Raw genomic sequence first — 20,441 nt, forward strand, 5'->3', positions numbered from 1 at the left:
TACACAATGAGGTATGGCCACTGACGACCCATGCCCGGTTTTCTTCCTCTCGGATAGCACCGGAATCACGGCGGAAACGCTCGGGAGCACCCTCCTGTCCCAGTTCCCCACCGTGGAGTTCGACCGCACGACGATCCCGTTCATCCTGAATGTGGACCAGGCCCAGGCCGTGGTCGACCAGATCGACGCTCTGGTGGAGCGCGGCCAGAAGCCGATCGTGTTCTCCACGGCCGTGACCAGCGACATCCGCCGCACCCTCGGCACCTGCACGGCCACCCTGATCGACCTGCTCGGAACCTATCTCGGCGAGCTCGAGGAGGCCCTTGCGACGCAGGCCAGCAATGAACCAGGGCGCGCCCACGGCCTCGGCAACGCCGCCCGCTATCAGTCCCGCATGACGGCCGTCGAATACGCGATGGAGCACGATGACGGCCAGAGCCTGCGAGCGCTCGAGAAGGCGCAGCTGATCCTGGTGGCCCCGTCGCGCTGCGGCAAGACCCCCACCACGATGTACCTGGCGCTGCAGCACGGCATCTTCGCGGCGAACTTTCCCCTTGTCGACGAGGATTTCGAGCGGGAGGGTCTCCCCAAGCCACTGCGACCGTTCGTGGACAAGTGCTTCGGGCTCACCACCAATCCCCTGCGCCTGAGCCAGGTGCGCACCCAGCGCCGGGAAGGTTCGCCCTACGCGTCCCTGCGGCAGTGCGGGTTCGAGCTGCGCAGTGCGGAGCGACTCTATGCCTCCCACGGAATCCCGTTCCTCAACTCGGCGAGCATGTCCGTGGAGGAGATGTCGGCCATGATTCTGCAGCAAATGAACCTCAAACGCTGACTCACATTAAAAACGCAGACAAGTGAACATGTCAATCAAGTAAACAAATCGCGCTCAGGCCGGATAGACCTGTCACTATGGGAACAGGGCGCTTATCCACGAGGTGAGCCTCCTCACCTCGTGGCCTCACCTCTGGTCGCACACTGCAAGGGAGCAGAACACATGACGACAGACATCCTCTGGTTTTCCGAAATCGGACTCACGGACCTGGACCGGGTGGGCGGCAAGAACGCTTCCCTGGGCGAAATGGTGCAGAATCTGACGTCGGCCGGCGTCAAGGTGCCCGACGGGTTCGCCACCACCGCGGACTCCTACCGCCGATTCCTGTCCGATTCTGGTTTGGACCAGCGGATCATCGAGCGCCTGCGGGGCCTCGACATCGACGACGTCACCGCGCTGGCAGCGGCCGGCAAGGAAATCCGCGGCCTGATGCGTGACACGCCCTTCCTGCCCGAGTTCGAGTCCCAGATCCGGACCGCCTACGCGGCCCTGGTCCTGAAGCACGGCGGCTCCGACGACATTTCCTGGGCGGTGCGTTCCAGCGCCACCGCCGAGGACCTTCCGGATGCGTCCTTCGCCGGTCAGCAGGAGACGTTCCTGAATGTGCGCGGAATCGAGAACATCCTGCCGGCCATCAAGGATGTCTTCGCCTCCCTCTACAACGACCGGGCGATCGCCTACCGGGTGCACCACGATTTCGAGCACGCCGAGGTGGCGCTGTCGGCCGGGATCCAGCGCATGGTGCGCTCGGACATCGGCTCCTCCGGGGTCATGTTCACGATGGACACCGAATCCGGCTTCCGCGACGCGGTCTTCATCACCTCCTCCTACGGTCTGGGCGAGGCCGTCGTTCAGGGCGCCGTCAACCCCGACGAGTTCTACGTCTACAAGCCGGCGCTCGAGGCCGGCCGTCCCGCCATCCTCAAGCGCACTCTCGGCGAGAAGGCGCTGCAGATGACCTTCACGAAGAACCGTGAAATCGGCCGCACGATCGACTTCGTTCCCGTGGACGTCGGCCTGCGCAACCTGTTCAGCATCACGGATGCCGAGGTGGAGGAGCTGGCCCGCCACGCCCTCTCGATCGAGGCGCACTACGGACGTCCGATGGACATTGAGTGGGGCAAAGACGGCATCGACGGCGGCATCTACATCTTGCAGGCCCGCCCGGAGACGGTGCAGTCGCGAGCGACCGCGGTGTCCCAGAGCCGGTTCAAGATGAACGAGACCGGTAAGATCCTGGTCGAGGGCCGCGCCATCGGCCAGCGGATCGGTGCCGGAAGCGTGCGCATCCTCTCGTCCATCGACCAGATGGCGAGCTTTGCCACCGGCGACGTGCTCGTCGCGGACATGACCGACCCGGACTGGGAACCGATCATGAAGCGCGCCAGCGCCATCGTGACCAACCGCGGCGGCCGCACCTGCCACGCCGCGATCATCGCCCGCGAACTCGGCATTCCCGCGGTAGTCGGCACCGGGACCGCCACCGACATCCTCTCCGACGGCCTCGAAGTCACGGTGTCCTGCGCCGAGGGTGAGGCGGGACTGATCTACGAAGGGCTGCTCGACTTCGGCATCGAGGAGACCGCGCTCACCACCCTGCCGCCGGCCCCGGTGAAGGTCATGATGAATGTCGGCACCCCGGAGCAGGCGTTCACGTTCGCCCAGCTGCCCCACCACGGCGTGGGTCTCGCCCGGCTCGAATTCATCATCAACCGTCAGATCGGCATCCACCCCAAGGCTCTGCTCAACCTGGCCGACCAGCCCGCCGACGTGGCCCGCGAGATCAACACCCGCATCGCCGCCTACGGCAACCCGCGCGACTACTACATCAAGCGCCTGGCCGAGGGCGTGTCCACGATCGCGGCCGCCTTCGCGCCGGAGACCGTGATCGTGCGGATGAGCGATTTCAAGTCCAACGAGTACGCCAACCTCATCGGCGGACCGGCCTACGAGCCGCACGAAGAGAACCCGATGCTCGGGTTCCGCGGGGCGTCCCGCTACCTCGAGCCCTCGTTCCGGGACTGCTTCGACCTCGAATGCGAGGCGCTCTCATTCGTGCGAAACGAGATGGGGCTGACCAACGTCAAGCTGATGATCCCCTTCGTGCGCACCCTGGACGAGGCCGCGGGCGTTATTGAACTGCTCGCCGAGAACGGGCTGCGCCGTGGGGAGAACGACCTCGAGATCGTCATGATGTGCGAGTTGCCGGCCAACGCGCTGCTCGCCGACGAGTTCCTGGACTACTTCGACGGGTTCTCCATCGGATCCAACGACATGACGCAGCTGACGCTCGGCCTCGACCGCGACTCGGCGATCGTCGCCGGCGGCTTCGACGAGCGCGACCCGGCCGTGAAGAAGCTGCTCAGCATGGCGATCGCGGCCTGCAAGGCCCGCGGCAAGTATGTGGGCATCTGCGGCCAGGGCCCCAGCGACCACCCGGATTTTGCCGAGTGGCTCGTCGCCGAGGGCATCGACTCCGTGTCGCTGAACCCCGACACCGTGGTCGACACCTGGCTGCGGCTGGCCGGCGTGACCGCGGGCAGCAACCACTTCGGCACGGATGACGCCGCCACCGACCCCAAGGAGGCCTCGGCTGCCTGATCGGCGATCGAGCTCGCCCCGCGGGCGACGCCCGAATCACCCGGGAACGTGCCACGCAGCTCGGCGCGCTGCGGGCGTCAGGGCGGCCCGATCAGTGTGCCGGCGTCAGTAGTCGTACGGCTGGGCGGGCTGGTCCGTGGGCGTGACCTCGCTCGGAACAAGGGCGATGGCCTCCTCGCTGCGGATGCTCGGGTTGGTGTCGAAACCGCTCTCGATGGCAACCCAGCTGTCGGTCGGGAATTCGTCCTGCCAGCCGGGGTAGTAGACGGGGATGCCGACCGGCTGCGCGTCGACCGCGCAGCAGGACACGACGAAGCGGGCCACGAAGAACACGTTCTCGGGGTCGCTCGTGTCGGGCGTGACGAACCCGGTCACGGTCGCGGTCTTGTCGGCGAAGAAGTCCTCGCCGGCGCCCTGGCGCAGCAGCGAGGACCAGTCCCGCACGGTGAAGGTCGAGTAGTCGCCGCCGACGAGGTCGCTCGCCTCTTTCTGCGTGATGAGCGAGGTCGAGCCGTTCAGGTCGCGCTTGGCGACCGTGGCCGTGGTCAGGGTCGCCGGCGGTAACACCAGGAGGCCCACGGTGGCCGCGACGATGATCAGGATGCTGCCGGCCGACCAGAGCCACGCCCAGCGTCCTCCGTCGTCCTCTGGCGGCTCGTGCTCGTCTTCGGCTGCGGGCAGGAGAGCGAATGCGGCCACCACCAGCGCTGCGGCGATCACGGCCATCACCATGGTGAACACGAAGTACCGCGGGTGGATGTAGAGCCCGAGCTGCCCGCTGACCCCCAGCCAGACCGTGGCCACAATGCCCACGACGCTGAGGAGCGCGCCCTGCCAGCGCCGCAGGAGCCGTCTAAACGACATAGTTGATCGCCAATCCGAGAACCGCGGAGCAGAGAGCCACAATCAGGGTGAGTTGCATCAGGGTCTTTGCCCTGAAGGTCGTGCGCAGCAGGGCCAGCATCTTGATGTCGATCATCGGGCCGAAGACCAGGAAGGCCACGATGGCGCCGGGCATGAACGTCGCACCGAACGAGAGGATGAAGAAGGCGTCGACGTTGGAGCAGATCGAAACCACGAAGGCCAGGGCCATCAGCGCCAGCACGGACCAGACCGGGTGGCTGCCGAGCGTCACGAGCACCTCCCGGGAGACGGCGGTCTGGATCAGCCCGGCCAGTCCGGCGCCGATAAAGAGCGCCGGCAACATCGCGCTGGTCTCCTTCGTGAACAGGCCGGCGCTGCGCTTGATCTTGCCGTCGCCCGCGTCATGGTGGTCACCGAGCGCACAGGCGTCCTGAAACCGGGGAGCGAGCAGGGACTCGGGTTTCGGATGCCGGCTGTAGATGTAGCCGATCAGGTTGGCGATCAGGAATCCGCCGGCGATGCGCCAGACCAGGATGCCACTGTCCCAGCCGAATGCCTGCTGGGTGGTGATGATGGTCACCGGGTTGAGGATCGGGGCCGCGAAGAGGAACGTCATCGATTCGCCGACCGTCAGCCCCTTGGCGATCAGGCCGCGCGCCAGAGGCACATTGCCGCACTCGCAAACCGGCAGCAGCATGCCCAGCAGCGAGAGCACGACCCGCCGGGCAACCGGGTTCCTCGGCAGGCGCCGCAGCAGGAACCCCTCCGGCAGCCAGGTCTGCACCACGATCGACAGCACGATGCCGAGGAAGACGAACGGCAGCGACTCGATCACCACGCTGATCGACAGGGTGACGAAGTCGCGGAAGGTGTCCGCCAGGGTATCGGCAGGGGCCGACGGCGCAAACACGCGCAGCACGATCACCAGCCCGACGATGAGGAGGCCGACGAAGAGGCCGCGGCCGGGCCTCCGGCGCGCGGTGAAGGGCCGCGCGGCGATGGTCTGACTCATGGGTATATCTTGTCCTGTTTCGACTCGGTCGCGCTCGGGACAGGAAGCCATCGGCAGAAGGTTGGCGGGGGCATCCGTCGGTTAGCCGCACCAGTCAGGGAGAAAACCGGACACGCTGCGGCTGCTGGTGCCGCGGTCGAGGTCTACCAGGGTGGTCGTCATGCCCGAGAACGCGGGAAGGGTCGGGTAGTCGTCGCCGAGGCCGGCCGCCGGGATCGTCTCCACCGCGAGGTACTGGCCGTTCGGCGAGACGCAGAAGTCCCGCACGCGCGACGCGTCCGACGCGGGAGTGAACGCGACGCTCGAGTCGGCGGCGTCGGTGACGGCGATCAGGGAAGCGAGCTGGTTGATGTCGCCGGTCTCCTGCAGGAACAGGCGGGCGTACCGCCCCTGCTCGGTGAGGAGCACGAGCTTGCCGGGGTAGGCCCTCGCTTCGAGCAGGCTGGGCGCGAGATCGAGTGTGGTCACGGCCCCGTCGGTGAGGTCGATCGTCGAGCCTTGGTCGGGGTCGGCGACGACGAGCGCGCGGGTGCCGGGCACGAATCCGCGCATCTCGTCGTGCTCGCCCAACGGGGTCAGCACGGCGTCGCCGAGCATGTCGATCAGGAACAGGGACTGCCCGGCGTTCTGCACGACGAGAGAGGTGCTGTCCGGCACGAACCGCAGGTCCATCACCGTCATCGGCAGGCCGTCCACCCCGGTGACCTCGGCCGGGAGGCCCGAGTACTCGGTCAGGTCGTAGACGAAGGGGGTGCGGTCGTAGCGACGCCCCGGCGTCTCCGGGGCGCTGGTGAAGGTGTACGCGATCAAGGTTTTCGACGGGGAGGCAGCCAGGTTCTCGATCACGCCCGCTCCCGGCACGGGCACTTGCACGTTGTCCCCGCCCCCGAACGAGACCACCACGAGGGTAGCCGCGTCGTCTTCGGCGAGCGTGACGGCGGCGAGGTGGTTCTCCAGGGCGACATACTGCTGGATGCGCGGGGCGCTGAACACGATGTCTCCGTCGCCCCGGCCCTGCAGGGTCGTGCGGCGCACGGTGTCGGGCCGCTTCGCGCCGACGTCGTCCACCCGGCTGTCGCGCTGCAACGCATAGATGTCGACGTCCGGGGTCGTGAACTCGTATTCCAGGGTGGCGGTGGCGTCCTGGGTGGTGCTCATGACATCCGTCACCGTCACCGTATAGACGGTGTTGTAGCGCAGGATGCCGGCGAACTCCACCGTCAGGGCGCGGTCGGCGACACGAGCGGAGACCTCTGTAGCCGGGGACACCGTCACTTGGCCGGCCTGGACCTCGGCCAACGGCTGGTTCGCGGTGAGCAGCAGGCGCGGGTTGCCACGCGTGACGGCGGCGTCGAGGTTGATCTCGGCGGAGGCCAGGCGGGGACCCTGGCTGAAGTTGGCCATCGCGAGGCCCGCCACCAGCAGGACGAGCACCGCGACCGTGACCGAGAAGAGCAGTCGGAAACGCCGGCTCGCCAGCTGCACGGAGCGCGACGGATTCGCGGACGCGCGTGCGGCCGAGAGCGCGCTCCGTTCGCGGTTCATCCTGTCAATAGTATCGGCCGATTTTCCGGGCGCGCCGGAGGCCGGGGGATCAGGGCCGCGCAACCGGAGAAGTCGGCGCAACGCCCTCGGGGGCATAGGATCGTTGGGAGTATTCAGGCGTATGCAGTCCTAGCCCTGGTCCGCAGCGTCGTCAATCGCATTCCTCGCCGCGTTGGCGCACATCACGTCGATCCCCCGATCGAGATCGTGATCATTTGACCGCTTCGATCAGACCCCCCACTGTCTCAGGACCTACCAAGCAAGGCATCAGTTATGACTTCTACGCGATTCCCCCTGTCGCGCGCGGAAACGCGCGCCCGGCTCCTGTCCATGCGCGGTGTGCTCTTCGACCTCGACGGGGTGCTCACGCCCACCGCCGATGTTCACATGGCCGCCTGGGCGCGCCTGTTCACCCGCTTTCTCGAGGACGAGGGAGTGACCCCCGCCTACAGCGACGCCGACTACTTCCAGTACATCGATGGCAAGCCCCGCTATGACGGCGTGCGGTCGCTGCTCGCCTCGCGGGGCATCCAGCTGCCCGACGGCGACCCGACGGATGCCCCGGAGCGCAACACCGTCTGCGGCCTCGGCAACCGCAAGAACGAGGCCTTCAACGAGACCCTCGCTGAAAGCGGCGTCACGCCCTACCCGGGATCGATCGAGTTCCTCGACTACGTCGTGGCCGCCGGCCTCGCCGTGGCCGTCGTCACCAGCTCGCGCAACGGGGAGAAGACCCTCGCAGCCGCCGGCATTCGCGGACGCTTCGAGATCGTCGTCGACGGCCTGCTCTCGGCCGAGCGTGGCCTGGCCGGCAAGCCGGCCCCCGACACCTATGAGCTCGGCGCGGCACTGCTCGGCCTCGATGCGGCCCAGTGCGTCGTCGTCGAAGACGCGCACTCAGGCATCCAGGCCGGCCGCGCCGGCAACTTCGGCCTCGTGCTCGGAGTGGACCGCGGCGTGGGCACGCAGACCCTGCTCGACGCCGGGGCCGACGTCGTCGTCCCCGACCTCCACGAGCTGCTCCCCAACGTCGAAACGGAGGCCGGAAAATGAACCGGATCACCGACACGAACGACCCGCTCGACCGCAACCGATTCCCGATCGACGAGTGGGCCCTAGTCGAGAAGGACTTCTCCGGTGACGACATGGGTCGCACCGAGACGCTGTTCGCCGTCGGCAACGGGTACCTCGGCCTGCGCGGCAACGTGGACGAGGGCCGGGACGGCCATGCCCACGGCACGTTCATCAACGGGTTCCACGAGACCTGGCAGATCCGGCACGCGGAAGAGGCCTTCGGCTTCGCGCGCGTCGGGCAGACGATCGTCAACGCGCCGGATGCCAAGATCATCCGCATTTACGTCGACGACGAGCCGCTTGTTCTGACCCTCGCGGATCTGCTCAGCTACGAGCGCCGCCTCGACTTCGCCGGCGGCATCCTCTCCCGGTCCCTCGAATGGCGCACGCCCTCGGGCAAGCGCGTGCTGATCCAGTCGCGCCGCCTGGTGTCGTTCACGGAACGCCACCTCGCGATCCTCGAGTACGAGGTCACCATGCTGGACGCTGACGCGTCGGTCGTGATCTCCAGCCAGATCCTCAACCGCCAGGACGGCATCGGCGAGTACGACGCCCCGAAGTCCACCAACGGCAAGGACTTCGACCCGCGTAGGGCCGAGTCGTTCACCGACCGGGTGCTGCGCCCCCGCTTCAAACGGGCATCCGAGGGCCGCTACATCCTCGGTTTCCGCTGCACGAACTCGGGCATGACCATCGCCTGCGCCGCCGACCACCAGCTTGAGACGCTCAATGAGTACGACGAGGCCTCGCACATCGGCGACGACATCGCCAAGCACGTCTACCGCATCAAGGCCAAGCAGGGCCAGTCCATCCGACTGACCAAGACCCTCAGCTACCACACCTCCACCGGCGTGCCCACGCACGAGCTCGCCGACCGGTGCGACCGCACGCTCGACCGCGCCGTCGCAGCCGGAACCGAACAGTACGTCGCCGAGCAGCGCGACTGGCTCACCGCTTTCTGGGCGCGCACGGATGTCGAACTCGTCGGCCAGCCTGCCCTCCAGCAGGCCACCCGCTGGAACTTCTTCCAGCTCGCGCAGGCGTCCATGCGAGCCGACGGCCAGGGCGTGTCCGCGAAGGGCGTGTCCGGCTCCGGCTACGGCGGCCACTATTTCTGGGACACGGAAGTGTACGTGCTCCCCTTCCTGACCTACACGTCGCCGAACGCCGCGCGCAACGCGCTGCGGTTCCGGCACGCGATGCTCGAGCACGCCAGGGTGCGCGCCACCGAACTGAACCAGCTGGGCGCGCTGTTCCCGTGGCGCACGATCAACGGCCTGGAGTCGTCCGCGTACTACGCCGCCGGCACCGCGCAGTATCACATCGACGCTGACATCTCCTATGCGCTGACCCAGTACGTGTCGGCCACCGGCGATGAGGACTTCCTCTCCCGCGAGGCCATCGACATCCTGGTGGAGACGGCGCGCATGTGGGCCGACCTCGGCTTCTGGCGCGGCAACGGCAACGACGTCTTCCACATCCACGGCGTCACCGGGCCCGACGAGTACACGACTGTCGTCAACGACAACCTGTACACGAACATCATGGCCCGCTCGAACCTGCGGGACGCGGTCACCAGTGTGCGCAGACTGCGCGAGGTCGACATCGCCTCCTACGACTTCATGGTCGCCCGCCTCGGACTCGACGAGGCCGAGATCATCGAGTGGTCGTTCGCCGCGGAGGCGATGCACATCCCCTTTGACAAGACCCTGGGCATCCACCCGCAGGACGCGCAGTTCCTGGAGAAGGAACGTTGGGACCTCTCACAGACGCCGCCCGCCAACCGCCCGCTGCTGCTGCACTACCACCCCCTCGTGATCTACCGCTTCCAGGTGCTCAAGCAGGCGGATGTCGTGCTCGCGCTCCTGCTGCAGGGTGACCAGTTCACGCCGGAGCAGAAACGTGCCGACTTCGACTACTACGACCCGATCACCACGGGTGACTCGACGCTGTCCGACGTCGTGCAGTCGATCATCGCGGCCGAGGTCGGCTACCACGAGCTGGCGCTCAAGTACTTCACCTCGGGCCTGTTCGTCGACCTCGCCGATCTGCACCACAACGCGGCGGACGGCGTTCATGTGGCGTCCGCCGGCGGTGTCTGGAGCGCGCTCGTCTACGGCTTCGGCGGTATGCGCGACCACGGCGGCAAGATCACTCTCGACCCGCGACTGCCTGAGACCTGGGAGGCGCTGACCTTCCGCGTCACGCTCCGGGGAACCCGGCTACGCGTGGACGTGCGGCAGAGCGAGGTCAACCTCACGATCGAAGAGGGCGTCGACGTCATGCTGTCCGTGCGCGGTGTTTCCGTCATCGTGCGGATGGGCCTGCCCGTCACGGTCCCGCTGGCCCACCAGGGCCCGCGTGACCCGGGGGCACCCTCTCGAACCTTGGTCGAGGGCGGGCGACGGGCGGACGGCACCGTCATCACGTCCTCGATCCCGACGATCGCGCACACCACCGAGTTCCTGGAGCCGAACGACTAGTTCGCTTCAGCGGGGAGGGCCCCCGCACACCGCCGGGGGCCCTCCCCCGTTTCTCGCCTGGCCCCGGCCCTGGCCCCTCGCCCGTCGCCCTGGCCCAAACCAATTTGACGGAGATTGTGCGATAGTGACCACATTTCACATGAACTAGGTCGTTTTTCGTCAAAATGTCCGTCGAATCCGTTGGCGGCGTCGGCAGGCCAGTGCCCGGTGAGCCGGGAACCGGGACTGCTACCGCGTTACAGCGCCGCCTGGATGGCCGCCGCGTAGGCCTGGTAGCCGGCGGGGGTCGGGTGGAAGGCATCCGGACCGGCGAAGTAGACCCACGAGTCGACGTCACCGATGCCGTGGCCAGCGAAAGCCGCGGACACGTCGACGTATTCGATGCTGGAGTTCGGTCGGATTGCCTGGGCCTGGGCTACGACGCCCTGGATGGTCTGGTTCAGCAGCATGGTTGCCCCGTTAAGCTGGGCGATCAGCGGGTTGGCCGAGGGGGCGAAGAGCAGCGGGTAGCCGGTGACGACCACGTGGGCATTCGGGGCGGCCGCCGCGACTCGTGCGTAGGTGTCGGCCAGTCGGGCTGCAAGCTCGCCGGAATAGATCAGGGCGCCGGCGGTGGAGATGGCGTTCCCGCACGCGACCTGATCCGCGGAGGCGCACGCCGCCGCCACGCCGGCCACATTCAGATCGTTGCCGCCCACGGTCAGGGTCACCAGGGTGGTCCCCCGGTTCAGGGACGACAGCTGCGTGGTGGTCACAGTCCCGGTGGTGGCCAGGCTGCAGCTGACGTTGCGCAGCAGGTTTGTGCCCTTCACCACGTCCAGAAGGGCGGGGTAACCGTTCGGGCTCTGCAGGCAGCTGTCCACGTAGTCACCGCCGCCCTGCCCGGCCGCGTAGGAGTCGCCCAGGGCGACGTACTTGTTGACCGGGGCCGTGACTGCGGCGGAAGCCGGTAGGGCACCGGCGGCAAGCACGCCCGAGGCGGCGAGGACGGCGGCGAGGACGCTGGACAGGAGTCGGATTCGGGGTTTCATGGCCCGACTTTACTCGGATCTGCGCTCCAGGTGCAGGGTTGATTTCGGCACGACCTCAGCGACTCCCGGAAAGCGGCCTGGCGCTCAGAAGATTGAATCGCGCGTCAGGCGGCGAGAACGTCAGGCGGTGGGGGGCACGTAGCGGTAATACTCGATGCCCTGGTCGTAGAAGTCGGGGCCGTTCGCGGTGCCGAGGTGGTCGACGACGAACTGGTCCTCGGCCGGGGCCGGCACGAGGTCACCGGGGCGCCCCTCGTGCAGCGCGATGTACTGCGCCTCGGTCAGGTCGACCGGGCCGTGCAGGGCGGTCTCGAAGTTGATGCGTGCGGCGGCGGCCTGCCAACCCGCGGCGACCCGCATCGGGAGAGCCTCGGCGGCGTCGCCGCTGCCGTAGCCGAGCGCCAGCCACTCCTGGCCGGCGAGCTCGAGGCCCTCCGTCAGTGCATGCTGCAGACCGGATGCGAGCCACGCCGGCAGGGCGGCCGTGTAGAGGTTGCCCAGGTCGCGCATGGCGTCCGAGCCGAGGCCGAGCTTCTCGCTGACCAGGACGTTCCAGACTTCGGTGCTGCGCAGGTGCTGGCGCAGACGGCGGGACAGCGGGAAGACGTCACCGATGATCTCGCCGATGTCGGCCCCGTTTCCGTGGAACGGCGACGGTGCGCACATCTCGGCGAGCAGGAGGTCGGCGTCGATCCCGGCATCCGCGCAGTGCGCGCGCAGCTGGTCGCGGCCCGATTCCTCGTCGGCCGCGAGCGTGAACAGGTAGGCCATCACCCAGCCGGTCGCCGGCATCTGGTGGTACGGGCGGTGCATGAACACCCGGTCGACCTCGTTGAAGTAATCGAGGGAATTGCCGGGGCGCTTTCCCAGCATGGCCGTCATCGCGTGGTGGGTGGCGTCGATGTAGCAGCTGGTCGAGTACCGGCCGTTGAACACGGGCAGGTCCTGCATCTGCCCGTCGTCGCGGGGCGGCTGCCCGCGGAAGCGCGCGAACGGCTTGCGGAAGTCCGCCACCCGGTAGTCGGAGTCGCTGCCGGACCCGGCCAGATTTACTTCCAGCAGTCGGGCCTCGCTTTCCAGGAGCACAGCGACGGCGCCGGCACCTTGGGTGGGCTCGCCGCTGCCGCCCCGAGCGTATTCGGCGATGTCGGCGGAGACGACGATGGCCTGGCGGCCCACGCCATCCGTCGCCAGGTAGCGCAGGGCGGCCTTGATGCCGTAGACGCCGGCGAGGCAGGCCTGCTTGAACTCGGGTACCTCGCAGTCGCGCGCGAGCGGCGGCATGCCATGCGCGGTGAGGGCGTCGTTGACCATGCCCTTGACGATGACCGCACCGGCCGAGTTGTCGCTGCTGGATTCGGTGCCGAGGGCCAGGAGGCCGACCTGACCGGGGTCGATGTCGTAATCGCGGATCAAACGCCACACCGCGTTCGCCGCGAGCGTGTAGACACTCTGGCCCGGGCCGCGCATGCGGAAGCTGCGTCCAACGACGTTCCGGACCTTCCCCCACGGCTGGTCGTTCCAGTCGCACCAGGCTTCGAGCTGCACCCGGTAGGGCGGCACGAACAGGGAGAATCCACTAATTCCAGGCGTCAACGGTTCCCTCTTCAGGTTTGGTGTGGTTGTTCACCCACACCGGGTCTCAAACGCACCCCTCCATTATCAACGGATCGGTCGGTGAAAGTGGTGACCAGGAGCAGATCGTCAGGCGGAACCGACCCGATCACGGCGGTGCGGCGCCCCGGGAAGCGACTAAAATCGAATGAACCCGATCGGAGCACCACTGTGGACCAACACATCGACGGTGGCGCCACCGCCGTGGCCCGCGCGCACAGCAACATCGCCCTCGTCAAATACTGGGGCAAGCGCGACGCCGCCCTGAACACGCCCGCGGTCGGCTCCATCTCGGTCACGCTCGACGCGCTCTATACCGACACCCGCGTCACCTTCACGCCCGGTCTGGCCGCCGATGAACTCTGGCTGGCCGGATGCCGCCTCCCGGCCACGCGCATCAGTCGCGTTCTCGACCTGGTGCGCGGGCATTCCGCCAGCATGGGTCTGTCCGCCGCCGGGCTGAACGCCATCGTGACGTCGACGAACAACTTTCCGACCGGGGCCGGCCTCGCCTCGTCGGCATCCGGCTTCGCCGCCCTCGCGGTTGCCGCGTCCGGTGCCGCCGGCCTCACCCTGGCCGACCGGCAGCTGTCGATCCTGGCCCGGCACGGCTCGGGCTCGGCCGCCCGCTCGATTTTCGGTGGCTTCGCCGAGATGCACGCCGGCACCGCCGCCGACGGATCGGACGCCTACGGTGAGGAGCTGCTCGACCGGGCGGGCTGGCCGCTCGCGGTCGTCGTGGCGATCACCGAGCACGGCGAGAAATCGATAAATTCCACTATCGGCATGAACGAGAGCAAGGCCTCCTCGCCGTTTTACCAGGCCTGGCTCGACTCGGCCGACGACGACCTCACCGAGATGCGCTCCGCCATCCGTGACCGCGATTTCGCCCGGCTTGGGGAGCTCTCCGAGTACAACTGCCTCAAACTGCACGCCCTGATGCTCACGACCCGACCCGCACTAATCTATTGGAACGCCGCGACCGTCGCCGCGATGCACGCCGTGGCGGGTCTTCGCGCCGAGGGCGTGCCGGCCTACTTCACCATCGACGCCGGGCCGCAAGTCAAGGTGCTCTGCCTGCCTGGCGACGCCGCCGCGGTTCAACGGGCGATGGTGCTCGTGCCCGGGGTGCTCGAGGCGCGCATCAGCGCGCTCGGCCCGGCCGCCTGCCGGCTGGAATGACCATGCGGACGACTCTGCCGACGCCTCCGCCGAAGCCGACGATCCGGGCGTCCGCGCCCGGCAAGCTCTTCCTGCTGGGCGAGTACGCCGTGCTCGAGGGCGCACCGGCCCTGCTCGCCGCCGTCGACCGACGCGTGGAGGTGACGGTCGACGAGTCACCCACGGGCTCCTGGCAGGTCAGCGCGTCCAATTTGGGCATCCGGAACCTGGTGTTGGGAACGGATGGCGCCCTCCCGGCCGGCCTCACCGACCAGCAGCGCGACCACCTCCGCGTCTTCGACCAGGTGCGCGTCGCCGTGCAGGCCGCTGCGCTGCAGGCGCAGGCGCTGCCGCAGCGGCAGACCCCGCTCGCCATCACCATTGACAGCAGCGCGCTGTCTCGGGGCGGCCACAAGCTCGGCCTCGGTTCCAGCGCCGCCACCGCCACCGGCCTGACCGTCGCGCTGGCCCGCGCCCTCGGCCTGACGCTCGACCGAAACGAGCTGTTCCGCCTGGCTTACGCCGCCCACCGCAGCGCGCAGAACGGCGCCGGCAGCGGCGGAGACGTGGCCGCGAGCGTGCACGGCGGGTTGATCCGCTATGCCCCGGGTGCCGCAGTGGTGCCTCTGCGCTGGCCGGAGGAGCTCTGTATCTCGGCCGTCGTCACCGGCGAGGGTACGCTGACCACCCGCCTGGTGGGCCGGGTGGCCGACTACGCCGCCGAGAACCCCGCCCGGCACCGGGCCGACCTCGACCGGCTGAAACACCTCGCCGGACAGGCCGAGGCGGCGCTGGCCAGCCCGGCCGATTTCCTGCGCCTCGCCTCCGACTACTTCGCGGCGCTCAGCCAACTCGACGCGCATGCCCAGGCCGGCATCGTGAGCGAGCGACACCGTGAACTGCACGCCCTCGCCCGGCGCACGGGCGGCGTCTTCAAGACCAGCGGGGCCGGCGGCGGAGACGTCGGTCTGGCCTTTAGCTACGCTGGAGAACCCACCGAGCGACTCGCCGGGGCACTTGCCCGGGCCGGGGCCGCCATCGTCCCGCTCGGCTTCTTCGCCGCCGGCCTACAGGGAGGCACCGCGTCATGAGCCGGTCCCGCATCCCCCGCTTCTACCAGTTGTCGGTCAGTGAACGCATCGCGCTCCTCCGGCAACGCGGTGTCCTGTCGACGGATGCCGCCGCGCACCTCGCGGACGGAACGTCCGCCCTCGACGTGGCGGCCGCCGACCGGTTGATCGAGAACGTGATCGGCGTCTTCTCAATGCCGATGGGACTCGGCCTGAACTTCCAGATCAACGGCCGGGACCACCTGGTGCCGATGGTGGTCGAAGAGCCCTCCATCGTCGCCGCGGTCAGCTCCACGGCCCGGCTGGTGCGCCAGGCCGGCGGGTTCACGAGCGTCGCCGACGAGCCGCTGCTGATCGGCCAGATCCAGGTCGTCGACCTTATCGACCCCGAGCGCGCCCGGGCTGACCTGCTCGCGCGCGGCGACGAGCTCGTGGCGCTGGCCGACAGCGGGCATCCGAACATGGTGGCGCGCGGCGGCGGCGCCCGCGGCATCGAGGTCTTCCTGCGCGGTGCGACGGCGCAGAACGGCGAACTGCTCGTCGTGCACCTGCTGGTCGACACCCGCGATGCGATGGGCGCCAATCTCGTCAACTCGATGTGCGAACGGCTCGCCCCACTGGTCGAGGAGATCAGCGGCGGCCGCGTGTTCCTGCGCATCCTTTCCAACCTGACCGACCGGGCCCTGGTGCGCGCCCGTGCCGTGCTCCCGCATGCGCTGCTCGAGACCGCCGACTTCCCCGGCGAACGCGTGCGCGACGGTATCGTGCTCGCGAACGAGTTCGCGGCCATGGATCCCTACCGGGCCACCACGCACAACAAGGGCATCATGAATGGCATCGACGCCGTCGCCCTTGCCACCGGCAACGACTGGCGGGCGATCGAGGCGGCGGCCCACGCCTACGCCGGCCGCGGCGACGGTTACGGCCCGCTCACCACCTGGAGCGTGAACGACGCCGGCGATCTCGTGGGCGAACTGACCATCCCGTTGAAGGTCGGCACGGTCGGCGGCCAGGTGGAGTCGAACCCGGCCGTACGGCTTGCCCACACGATCCTCGGGGTGTCTTCAGCGGCCGAGCTGGCCGAGGTGATGGCCGCCGTGGGGCTGGCCCAAAATCTGGCCGCCCTCAAGGCCCTGTCGACCAACGGCATCCAGCACGGACACATGCGCCTGCACGCGCGGGCCGTGGCGGCTGCCGCCGGCGCCAGTGGAGCCCGGTTCGACGAGGTCGTCGAGACGCTCATCGCCGACGGCGAGATCAAGGTGTGGAAGGCGCGCCAGATTATGCAGACCCTCGAAGAGAACGGCGACGGCGACCGGGCCATCGAACCGGCCGCCCCGGATGCCGGGTACGGCGCCGCCGCCTCCGTCGCCTTGCCCGCGGCTCACCCGGCACCCACGGCCGCCCTTACGCCCGGCGCTTCCGCCACGTGCGCCATTGCCCTCACCCCCGGAGTCCCCGGCCCGGATGCCCACCTCGGCTACGGCAAAATCATCCTGATGGGCGAGCATTCCGTCGTCTACGGCTACCACGCGATCGCCGCGCCGATCGGTCTGTCGGTGCGCGCGCAGGTCACCCGCCAGGCGTCGCTGCGCGAACCGGTCATCGCCGACTGGGACGTCGACGGCTCGGTGCGCGAACCGATCCGAGCAGACCTCTCGCACCGGGTGGCGGCGCTGATCGCCACCCGGCTCGGCGTGTCCGACGCCGGCCTGCGGGTCGACGTGTTCTCGCACCTGCCGCGCGCCAGTGGCCTGGGTGCCTCCGCCGCGTTCGCGGTGGCATTGATCCGCGCCGTCGCCGACAGCTTCCAGCTCACGATCAGCGACGCCGAGGTCTCGAGCCTCGCCTTCGAGTGCGAACAGATCGTGCATGGCACCCCGTCGGGCATCGACAACACCGTCGCCACCTTCGGCCGGTCGGTCCTTTTCCAGAGATCGAATGCCCCGGGCGGTCACACGATCCGCGACATCTTCACTCCCCACCCGATCCCCATCGTCATCGGGCTGTCCGGGGTGGAGTCGCTGACGAAGCAGACCGTGGGCCTCGTGCGCAGCGCCTGGCAGCGCAACCCCGCGCGCTACGACGCGATCTTCAGCCAGATCGACGGGCTGGTGTTGGCCGGGGTCGACGCGCTCCGCCGCGGCGACATCGCCGAGCTCGGCGAACTGATGAACATCAATCAGGGACTGCTCAACGCGCTACAGGTGTCGAGCCCGGAGATCGAGTCACTCGTGGCGATCGCTCGCCGCGCCGGCGCCCTCGGAGCGAAGCTGACCGGTGGCGGGGGCGGCGGCGCCATGATCGCTATCGCCGAACCCGGCGGCACCGACCCGATCATCACCGCAATGCGCAGCGCCGGCTACACGACCTACCTCACCGAGATTCGCTGAGCACCCGAATTCCGAACCTGTATTCGAGGTATTCGGCGCTGGGCATCTGGTCATTCCGGTTAGCGATAGACGGAAATCATGGCAGTCGTCCACAGGTTTCCTGCGTAGTTATCCACACCAAAAATTTCAGTGATTATGCGGGCGACAGCCACATTTCACCCTGCTGTCCACAGGGTTGTCCACAAGGCTGTGGATAGACGTATCTTCGACGTCTGTCGGCCGCCCTGCCCGCCTCGCGGCGCAGGTCTCAATCGGCGGCCCTACGGCGGGCCGACGCGCCCCGGCCACAGGTCGACACCCAAACCGTTTTCCAGACGGGCCACGGTCGCCAGGTCCGGCCAGGACCGCCCGTGCAGCACCGAGAGCAGTGTCGTGTGATCGAGCCCGGCATCGCACGCCACGGCGCGCACGCTCCGCTCGCCGATTGCGGCCCGCACGTTCACCGCGAACCGACGGGCCACTTCGCCGACGGCGCCCGCCAACGGCACGTCGGGCCACCCCACCACGAGGTCACGGGGAGCAGGTCGCGCCGGTCTGGACATAGCCCGAGCGTAGACGACGGATGTCCCCCTCGGATCGCCCACCCCAACTCGTCAGTCAAATCCACGGTGGTCGGTCGGGTCGAGACCCGGTGAGGCGCTCCCTGAATTTGTGAACAAGTCTTCGATGTTAACACGGTATCGAGTCGCCAAATACTGACTGACTCTCGACTCTGTGTTCGCAATGAGGTATCCTCGTAACATGATCAATCTCGCGGATGACCTCAGGCAGGCGGCCGATGCCGTGGCCCGGCTGGGTTCCTCGAGTGCCGACCTTTCGGCCCTGCCCGATGCCGAGGTGTTGGCCGGCCAGATGCGAATCGTTGCGATCCGTCGTCTCGTTGAGACCTATGCCGCCTGTATGGCGGCGACCATCGCCGAGCGTTCCCGATCGGAGCTCGGGCACTCGGGTTTGGCGGCGCAGCAGGGGTATCTCTCTCCGGAGGCCCTGATCCAGAGCTCGACCGGCTCGTCGAAGGGCGACGCGTACAAGCTGGTCGCGGTCGGCACGATGATGGCCGATGCCGAGGCGGCCGACAGGCTGGTACCGCCGGCACCCTCTCCGTCGACGCGGCCGAGTCGATCCGGGCCGGGCTCGGCCGGATCGACGCGGCGGTCACCGCGGAGAAGCTCGCGGCGGCCCTCGCGGCCCTCCTCACCGAGGTGTCAGCGTTGAATGCGGACGAGGTCTTCAAACGGGCCCGCCGGATGCGCGACTGGCTCGACGAGGCGGGCATCGCCGCCCGCGAGAAGCAGGCCCACGACGACCGCTACCTGCGGGTCTACCGGCTCGCCAATGGCAACGTGCGCCTGAACGGGCTCTTCGCCCCCGAAGACGGCGAGTTCGTGCTCTCCACCTTTGACTCCATCACCAGCCCCCGCCGCGGCGGGGTACGCTTCGTCGACCCGGACCGCGCCGCCTGGGCGAAGAAGACACAGGAGGACCCCCGCAGCACCGAACAGATCGCCGCGGACGCCCTCGTGCAGCTGCTGAAGATCGCCGGCGAGACCGACCCGGGCCGGGTCTTCGGTGGTCGCCGCCCCTCGGTGCGGGTCATCGTGACCGAGAAGGCCCTCACGTCGGGCCCGGGCGAAGAGACGGGAACGACCGAACCCGCCGCGCACGGGCAGATCGAGGGCAACCCGGTCCCCATCTCGCAGGAAACCATCGACCGACTCCTCTGCGACACCGGCACCCGCGGCATCACATTCGACGACAACGGCCAGATCATCGACGTCGGCCGTGACGAACGGCTCTTCACCGAGGCACAGCGGGCCGCAATGGGGGTTCGTGACGGCGGATGCCTCTGGATCGACTGCGACCGGTCACCGGCCTGGAGCGAAGCCCACCACATCAAGGAATGGCTCAAAAACAACGGATGTACGGACCTTGCCGACGGGGTACTCCTTTGCCACCCCCACCACCTGCTGCTGCACAACCAGCACTGGACGATCAGCCGCACCGGAACGCAGTACTGGCTTAGGCCACCGGTCGAGGTCGACCCGAAGCAGACGCTGATCGCACTGCCGAGCAAGCGGGCAGCGCTGGAGCGGTTGGTCTCGACGGGCTCGACCACCGGGGCTGAAACCACCGGAACGACAAAAGGTCCCCAATCTCTCCGGGGCCTTTCTGTCCAACTGGGTAGACGGCATAGCGAGGCTCAGCGCACAACCACGCCCCAGCACGCCGCCGCAACTTAAATCAGAAACGACTCCCGACCTCAGCCGGTCGGTGGAATGTGGCTTAGGACAGCGTCGAACTGAGCAGCAGACTCGTCTCGCTGTTAACGACGCCATCGACGGAGCGAATCTGGCCGAGTAGCCGGTCGAAGTTGCTCAGCGTGTCGGTCCGGATCTCGGCCACCAGGTCCCAGCCGCCGTTCGTGGTGTGTAGCGCCCGGACTTCGGGAAAGCCGCGAAGTTGGCTGATTGCCCGATCTGTTGAGCGGCCCTCGACCTCGATGAGCGCGATCGCCCGGATCGAGTCGGGATCCCGCTCTTCGCGAACCCGGACGGAGAATCCGAGGACGGTGCCCGAGTCCAGCAGCCGCTGCAGCCGGATGTTCACCGTTGCCCTCGTGACTCCGAGGTCATGGGCGAGCGTGGTGACGGGGGTTCGCCCGTCCGCCCGCAGCGCGCCGATCAGGCGGCGATCGAGGTCATCGAGCGTATGCATGCTTCACACTGTACAGCCAGGAGAATCATCTTGAAAGATTTATGGA

Annotated in this window: 16 protein-coding genes; 9 read left to right on the forward strand and 7 right to left on the reverse strand. The window is 68.0% G+C overall.

Annotated elements, in window-relative coordinates; all coding sequences use genetic code 11:
- The first annotated feature begins 13 nt into the window (after positions 1-13).
- On the forward strand, positions 14-832 hold the full coding sequence (locus E3O62_RS13830) for a pyruvate, water dikinase regulatory protein (protein ID WP_134395233.1): 819 nt from the start codon (positions 14-16) through the stop codon (positions 830-832).
- Positions 833-994: 162 nt separating this feature from the next.
- A complete protein-coding gene (ppsA, locus tag E3O62_RS13835) occupies positions 995-3,433 on the forward strand; it encodes a phosphoenolpyruvate synthase (protein WP_134398886.1) in 2,439 nt (812 codons plus the stop codon).
- 105 nt (positions 3,434-3,538) lie between these two features.
- Here ppsA and E3O62_RS13840 read toward each other — a convergent pair whose 3' ends face one another.
- The 3 genes from E3O62_RS13840 to E3O62_RS13850 form a co-directional block, all read right to left on the reverse strand.
- Complete coding sequence (locus tag E3O62_RS13840; protein ID WP_134395231.1) at positions 3,539-4,297, reverse strand: TIGR03943 family protein; 759 nt, start codon at positions 4,295-4,297, stop codon at positions 3,539-3,541.
- Positions 4,287-5,309, reverse strand: a complete 1,023-nt coding sequence (locus E3O62_RS13845; RefSeq protein WP_134398887.1) for a permease — start codon at positions 5,307-5,309, stop codon at positions 4,287-4,289. The genes E3O62_RS13840 and E3O62_RS13845 overlap by 11 nt, the downstream gene beginning before the upstream one ends.
- A gap of 81 nt (positions 5,310-5,390) precedes the next feature.
- Complete coding sequence (locus E3O62_RS13850; protein WP_134395229.1) at positions 5,391-6,854, reverse strand: hypothetical protein; 1,464 nt, start codon at positions 6,852-6,854, stop codon at positions 5,391-5,393.
- A gap of 273 nt (positions 6,855-7,127) precedes the next feature.
- Here E3O62_RS13850 and E3O62_RS13855 point away from each other — a divergent pair, with 273 nt between their 5' ends.
- Both E3O62_RS13855 and E3O62_RS13860 read left to right on the forward strand, forming a co-directional pair.
- Positions 7,128-7,907 carry an HAD family hydrolase gene (locus tag E3O62_RS13855; protein ID WP_370448416.1) on the forward strand — a complete coding sequence of 260 codons (780 nt, stop codon included), beginning with the start codon at positions 7,128-7,130 and terminating at the stop codon, positions 7,905-7,907.
- A complete protein-coding gene (locus E3O62_RS13860) occupies positions 7,904-10,411 on the forward strand; it encodes a glycoside hydrolase family 65 protein (protein ID WP_134395228.1) in 2,508 nt (835 codons plus the stop codon). The genes E3O62_RS13855 and E3O62_RS13860 overlap by 4 nt, the downstream gene beginning before the upstream one ends.
- Positions 10,412-10,647: 236 nt before the next feature.
- On the opposite strand, the gene E3O62_RS13865 is transcribed toward E3O62_RS13860, so the two are convergent.
- Both E3O62_RS13865 and E3O62_RS13870 read right to left on the reverse strand, forming a co-directional pair.
- Positions 10,648-11,442 (reverse strand): SGNH/GDSL hydrolase family protein, encoded by a 795-nt coding sequence (locus E3O62_RS13865; RefSeq protein ID WP_134398888.1) that lies wholly within the window; start codon positions 11,440-11,442, stop codon positions 10,648-10,650.
- 120 nt (positions 11,443-11,562) lie between these two features.
- Positions 11,563-13,038, reverse strand: coding sequence for a hydroxymethylglutaryl-CoA synthase family protein (locus E3O62_RS13870; RefSeq protein ID WP_134395226.1), 1,476 nt, complete (start codon positions 13,036-13,038; stop codon positions 11,563-11,565).
- 189 nt (positions 13,039-13,227) lie between these two features.
- On the opposite strand from E3O62_RS13870, the gene mvaD reads away from it, so the two are divergent.
- The 3 genes from mvaD to E3O62_RS13885 are packed head-to-tail and all read left to right on the forward strand — an operon-like array spanning position 13,228 to position 17,680.
- Positions 13,228-14,238 carry a diphosphomevalonate decarboxylase gene (gene mvaD, locus E3O62_RS13875; protein ID WP_241973507.1) on the forward strand — a complete coding sequence of 337 codons (1,011 nt, stop codon included), beginning with the start codon at positions 13,228-13,230 and terminating at the stop codon, positions 14,236-14,238.
- Between the two features lie 2 nt (positions 14,239-14,240).
- Complete coding sequence (locus tag E3O62_RS13880) at positions 14,241-15,308, forward strand: mevalonate kinase (protein WP_166786494.1); 1,068 nt, start codon at positions 14,241-14,243, stop codon at positions 15,306-15,308.
- Positions 15,305-17,680, forward strand: a complete 2,376-nt coding sequence (locus tag E3O62_RS13885; RefSeq protein WP_134398890.1) for a hydroxymethylglutaryl-CoA reductase, degradative — start codon at positions 15,305-15,307, stop codon at positions 17,678-17,680. Before E3O62_RS13880 ends, E3O62_RS13885 begins: the two co-directional genes overlap by 4 nt.
- A 260-nt stretch (positions 17,681-17,940) precedes the next feature.
- On the opposite strand, the gene E3O62_RS13890 is transcribed toward E3O62_RS13885, so the two are convergent.
- Positions 17,941-18,222: an XRE family transcriptional regulator gene (locus E3O62_RS13890; RefSeq protein WP_134398891.1), complete on the reverse strand. Its 282-nt coding sequence runs from the start codon at positions 18,220-18,222 to the stop codon at positions 17,941-17,943.
- Between the two features lie 199 nt (positions 18,223-18,421).
- Between E3O62_RS13890 and E3O62_RS17210 the strand changes: the two genes are divergently transcribed.
- On the forward strand, positions 18,422-18,895 hold the full coding sequence (locus E3O62_RS17210) for a hypothetical protein (RefSeq protein WP_241973508.1): 474 nt from the start codon (positions 18,422-18,424) through the stop codon (positions 18,893-18,895).
- Complete coding sequence (locus E3O62_RS13895; protein WP_241973510.1) at positions 18,823-19,920, forward strand: DUF222 domain-containing protein; 1,098 nt, start codon at positions 18,823-18,825, stop codon at positions 19,918-19,920. Before E3O62_RS17210 ends, E3O62_RS13895 begins: the two co-directional genes overlap by 73 nt.
- Positions 19,921-19,963: 43 nt before the next feature.
- On the opposite strand, the gene E3O62_RS13900 is transcribed toward E3O62_RS13895, so the two are convergent.
- Positions 19,964-20,395, reverse strand: coding sequence for an Lrp/AsnC family transcriptional regulator (locus tag E3O62_RS13900; RefSeq protein ID WP_134396339.1), 432 nt, complete (start codon positions 20,393-20,395; stop codon positions 19,964-19,966).
- Between the last annotated feature and the right edge of the window lie 46 nt (positions 20,396-20,441).

Source organism: Cryobacterium sp. TMT2-15-1, from assembly GCF_004402345.1.
Taxonomy (GTDB): domain Bacteria; phylum Actinomycetota; class Actinomycetes; order Actinomycetales; family Microbacteriaceae; genus Cryobacterium; species Cryobacterium sandaracinum.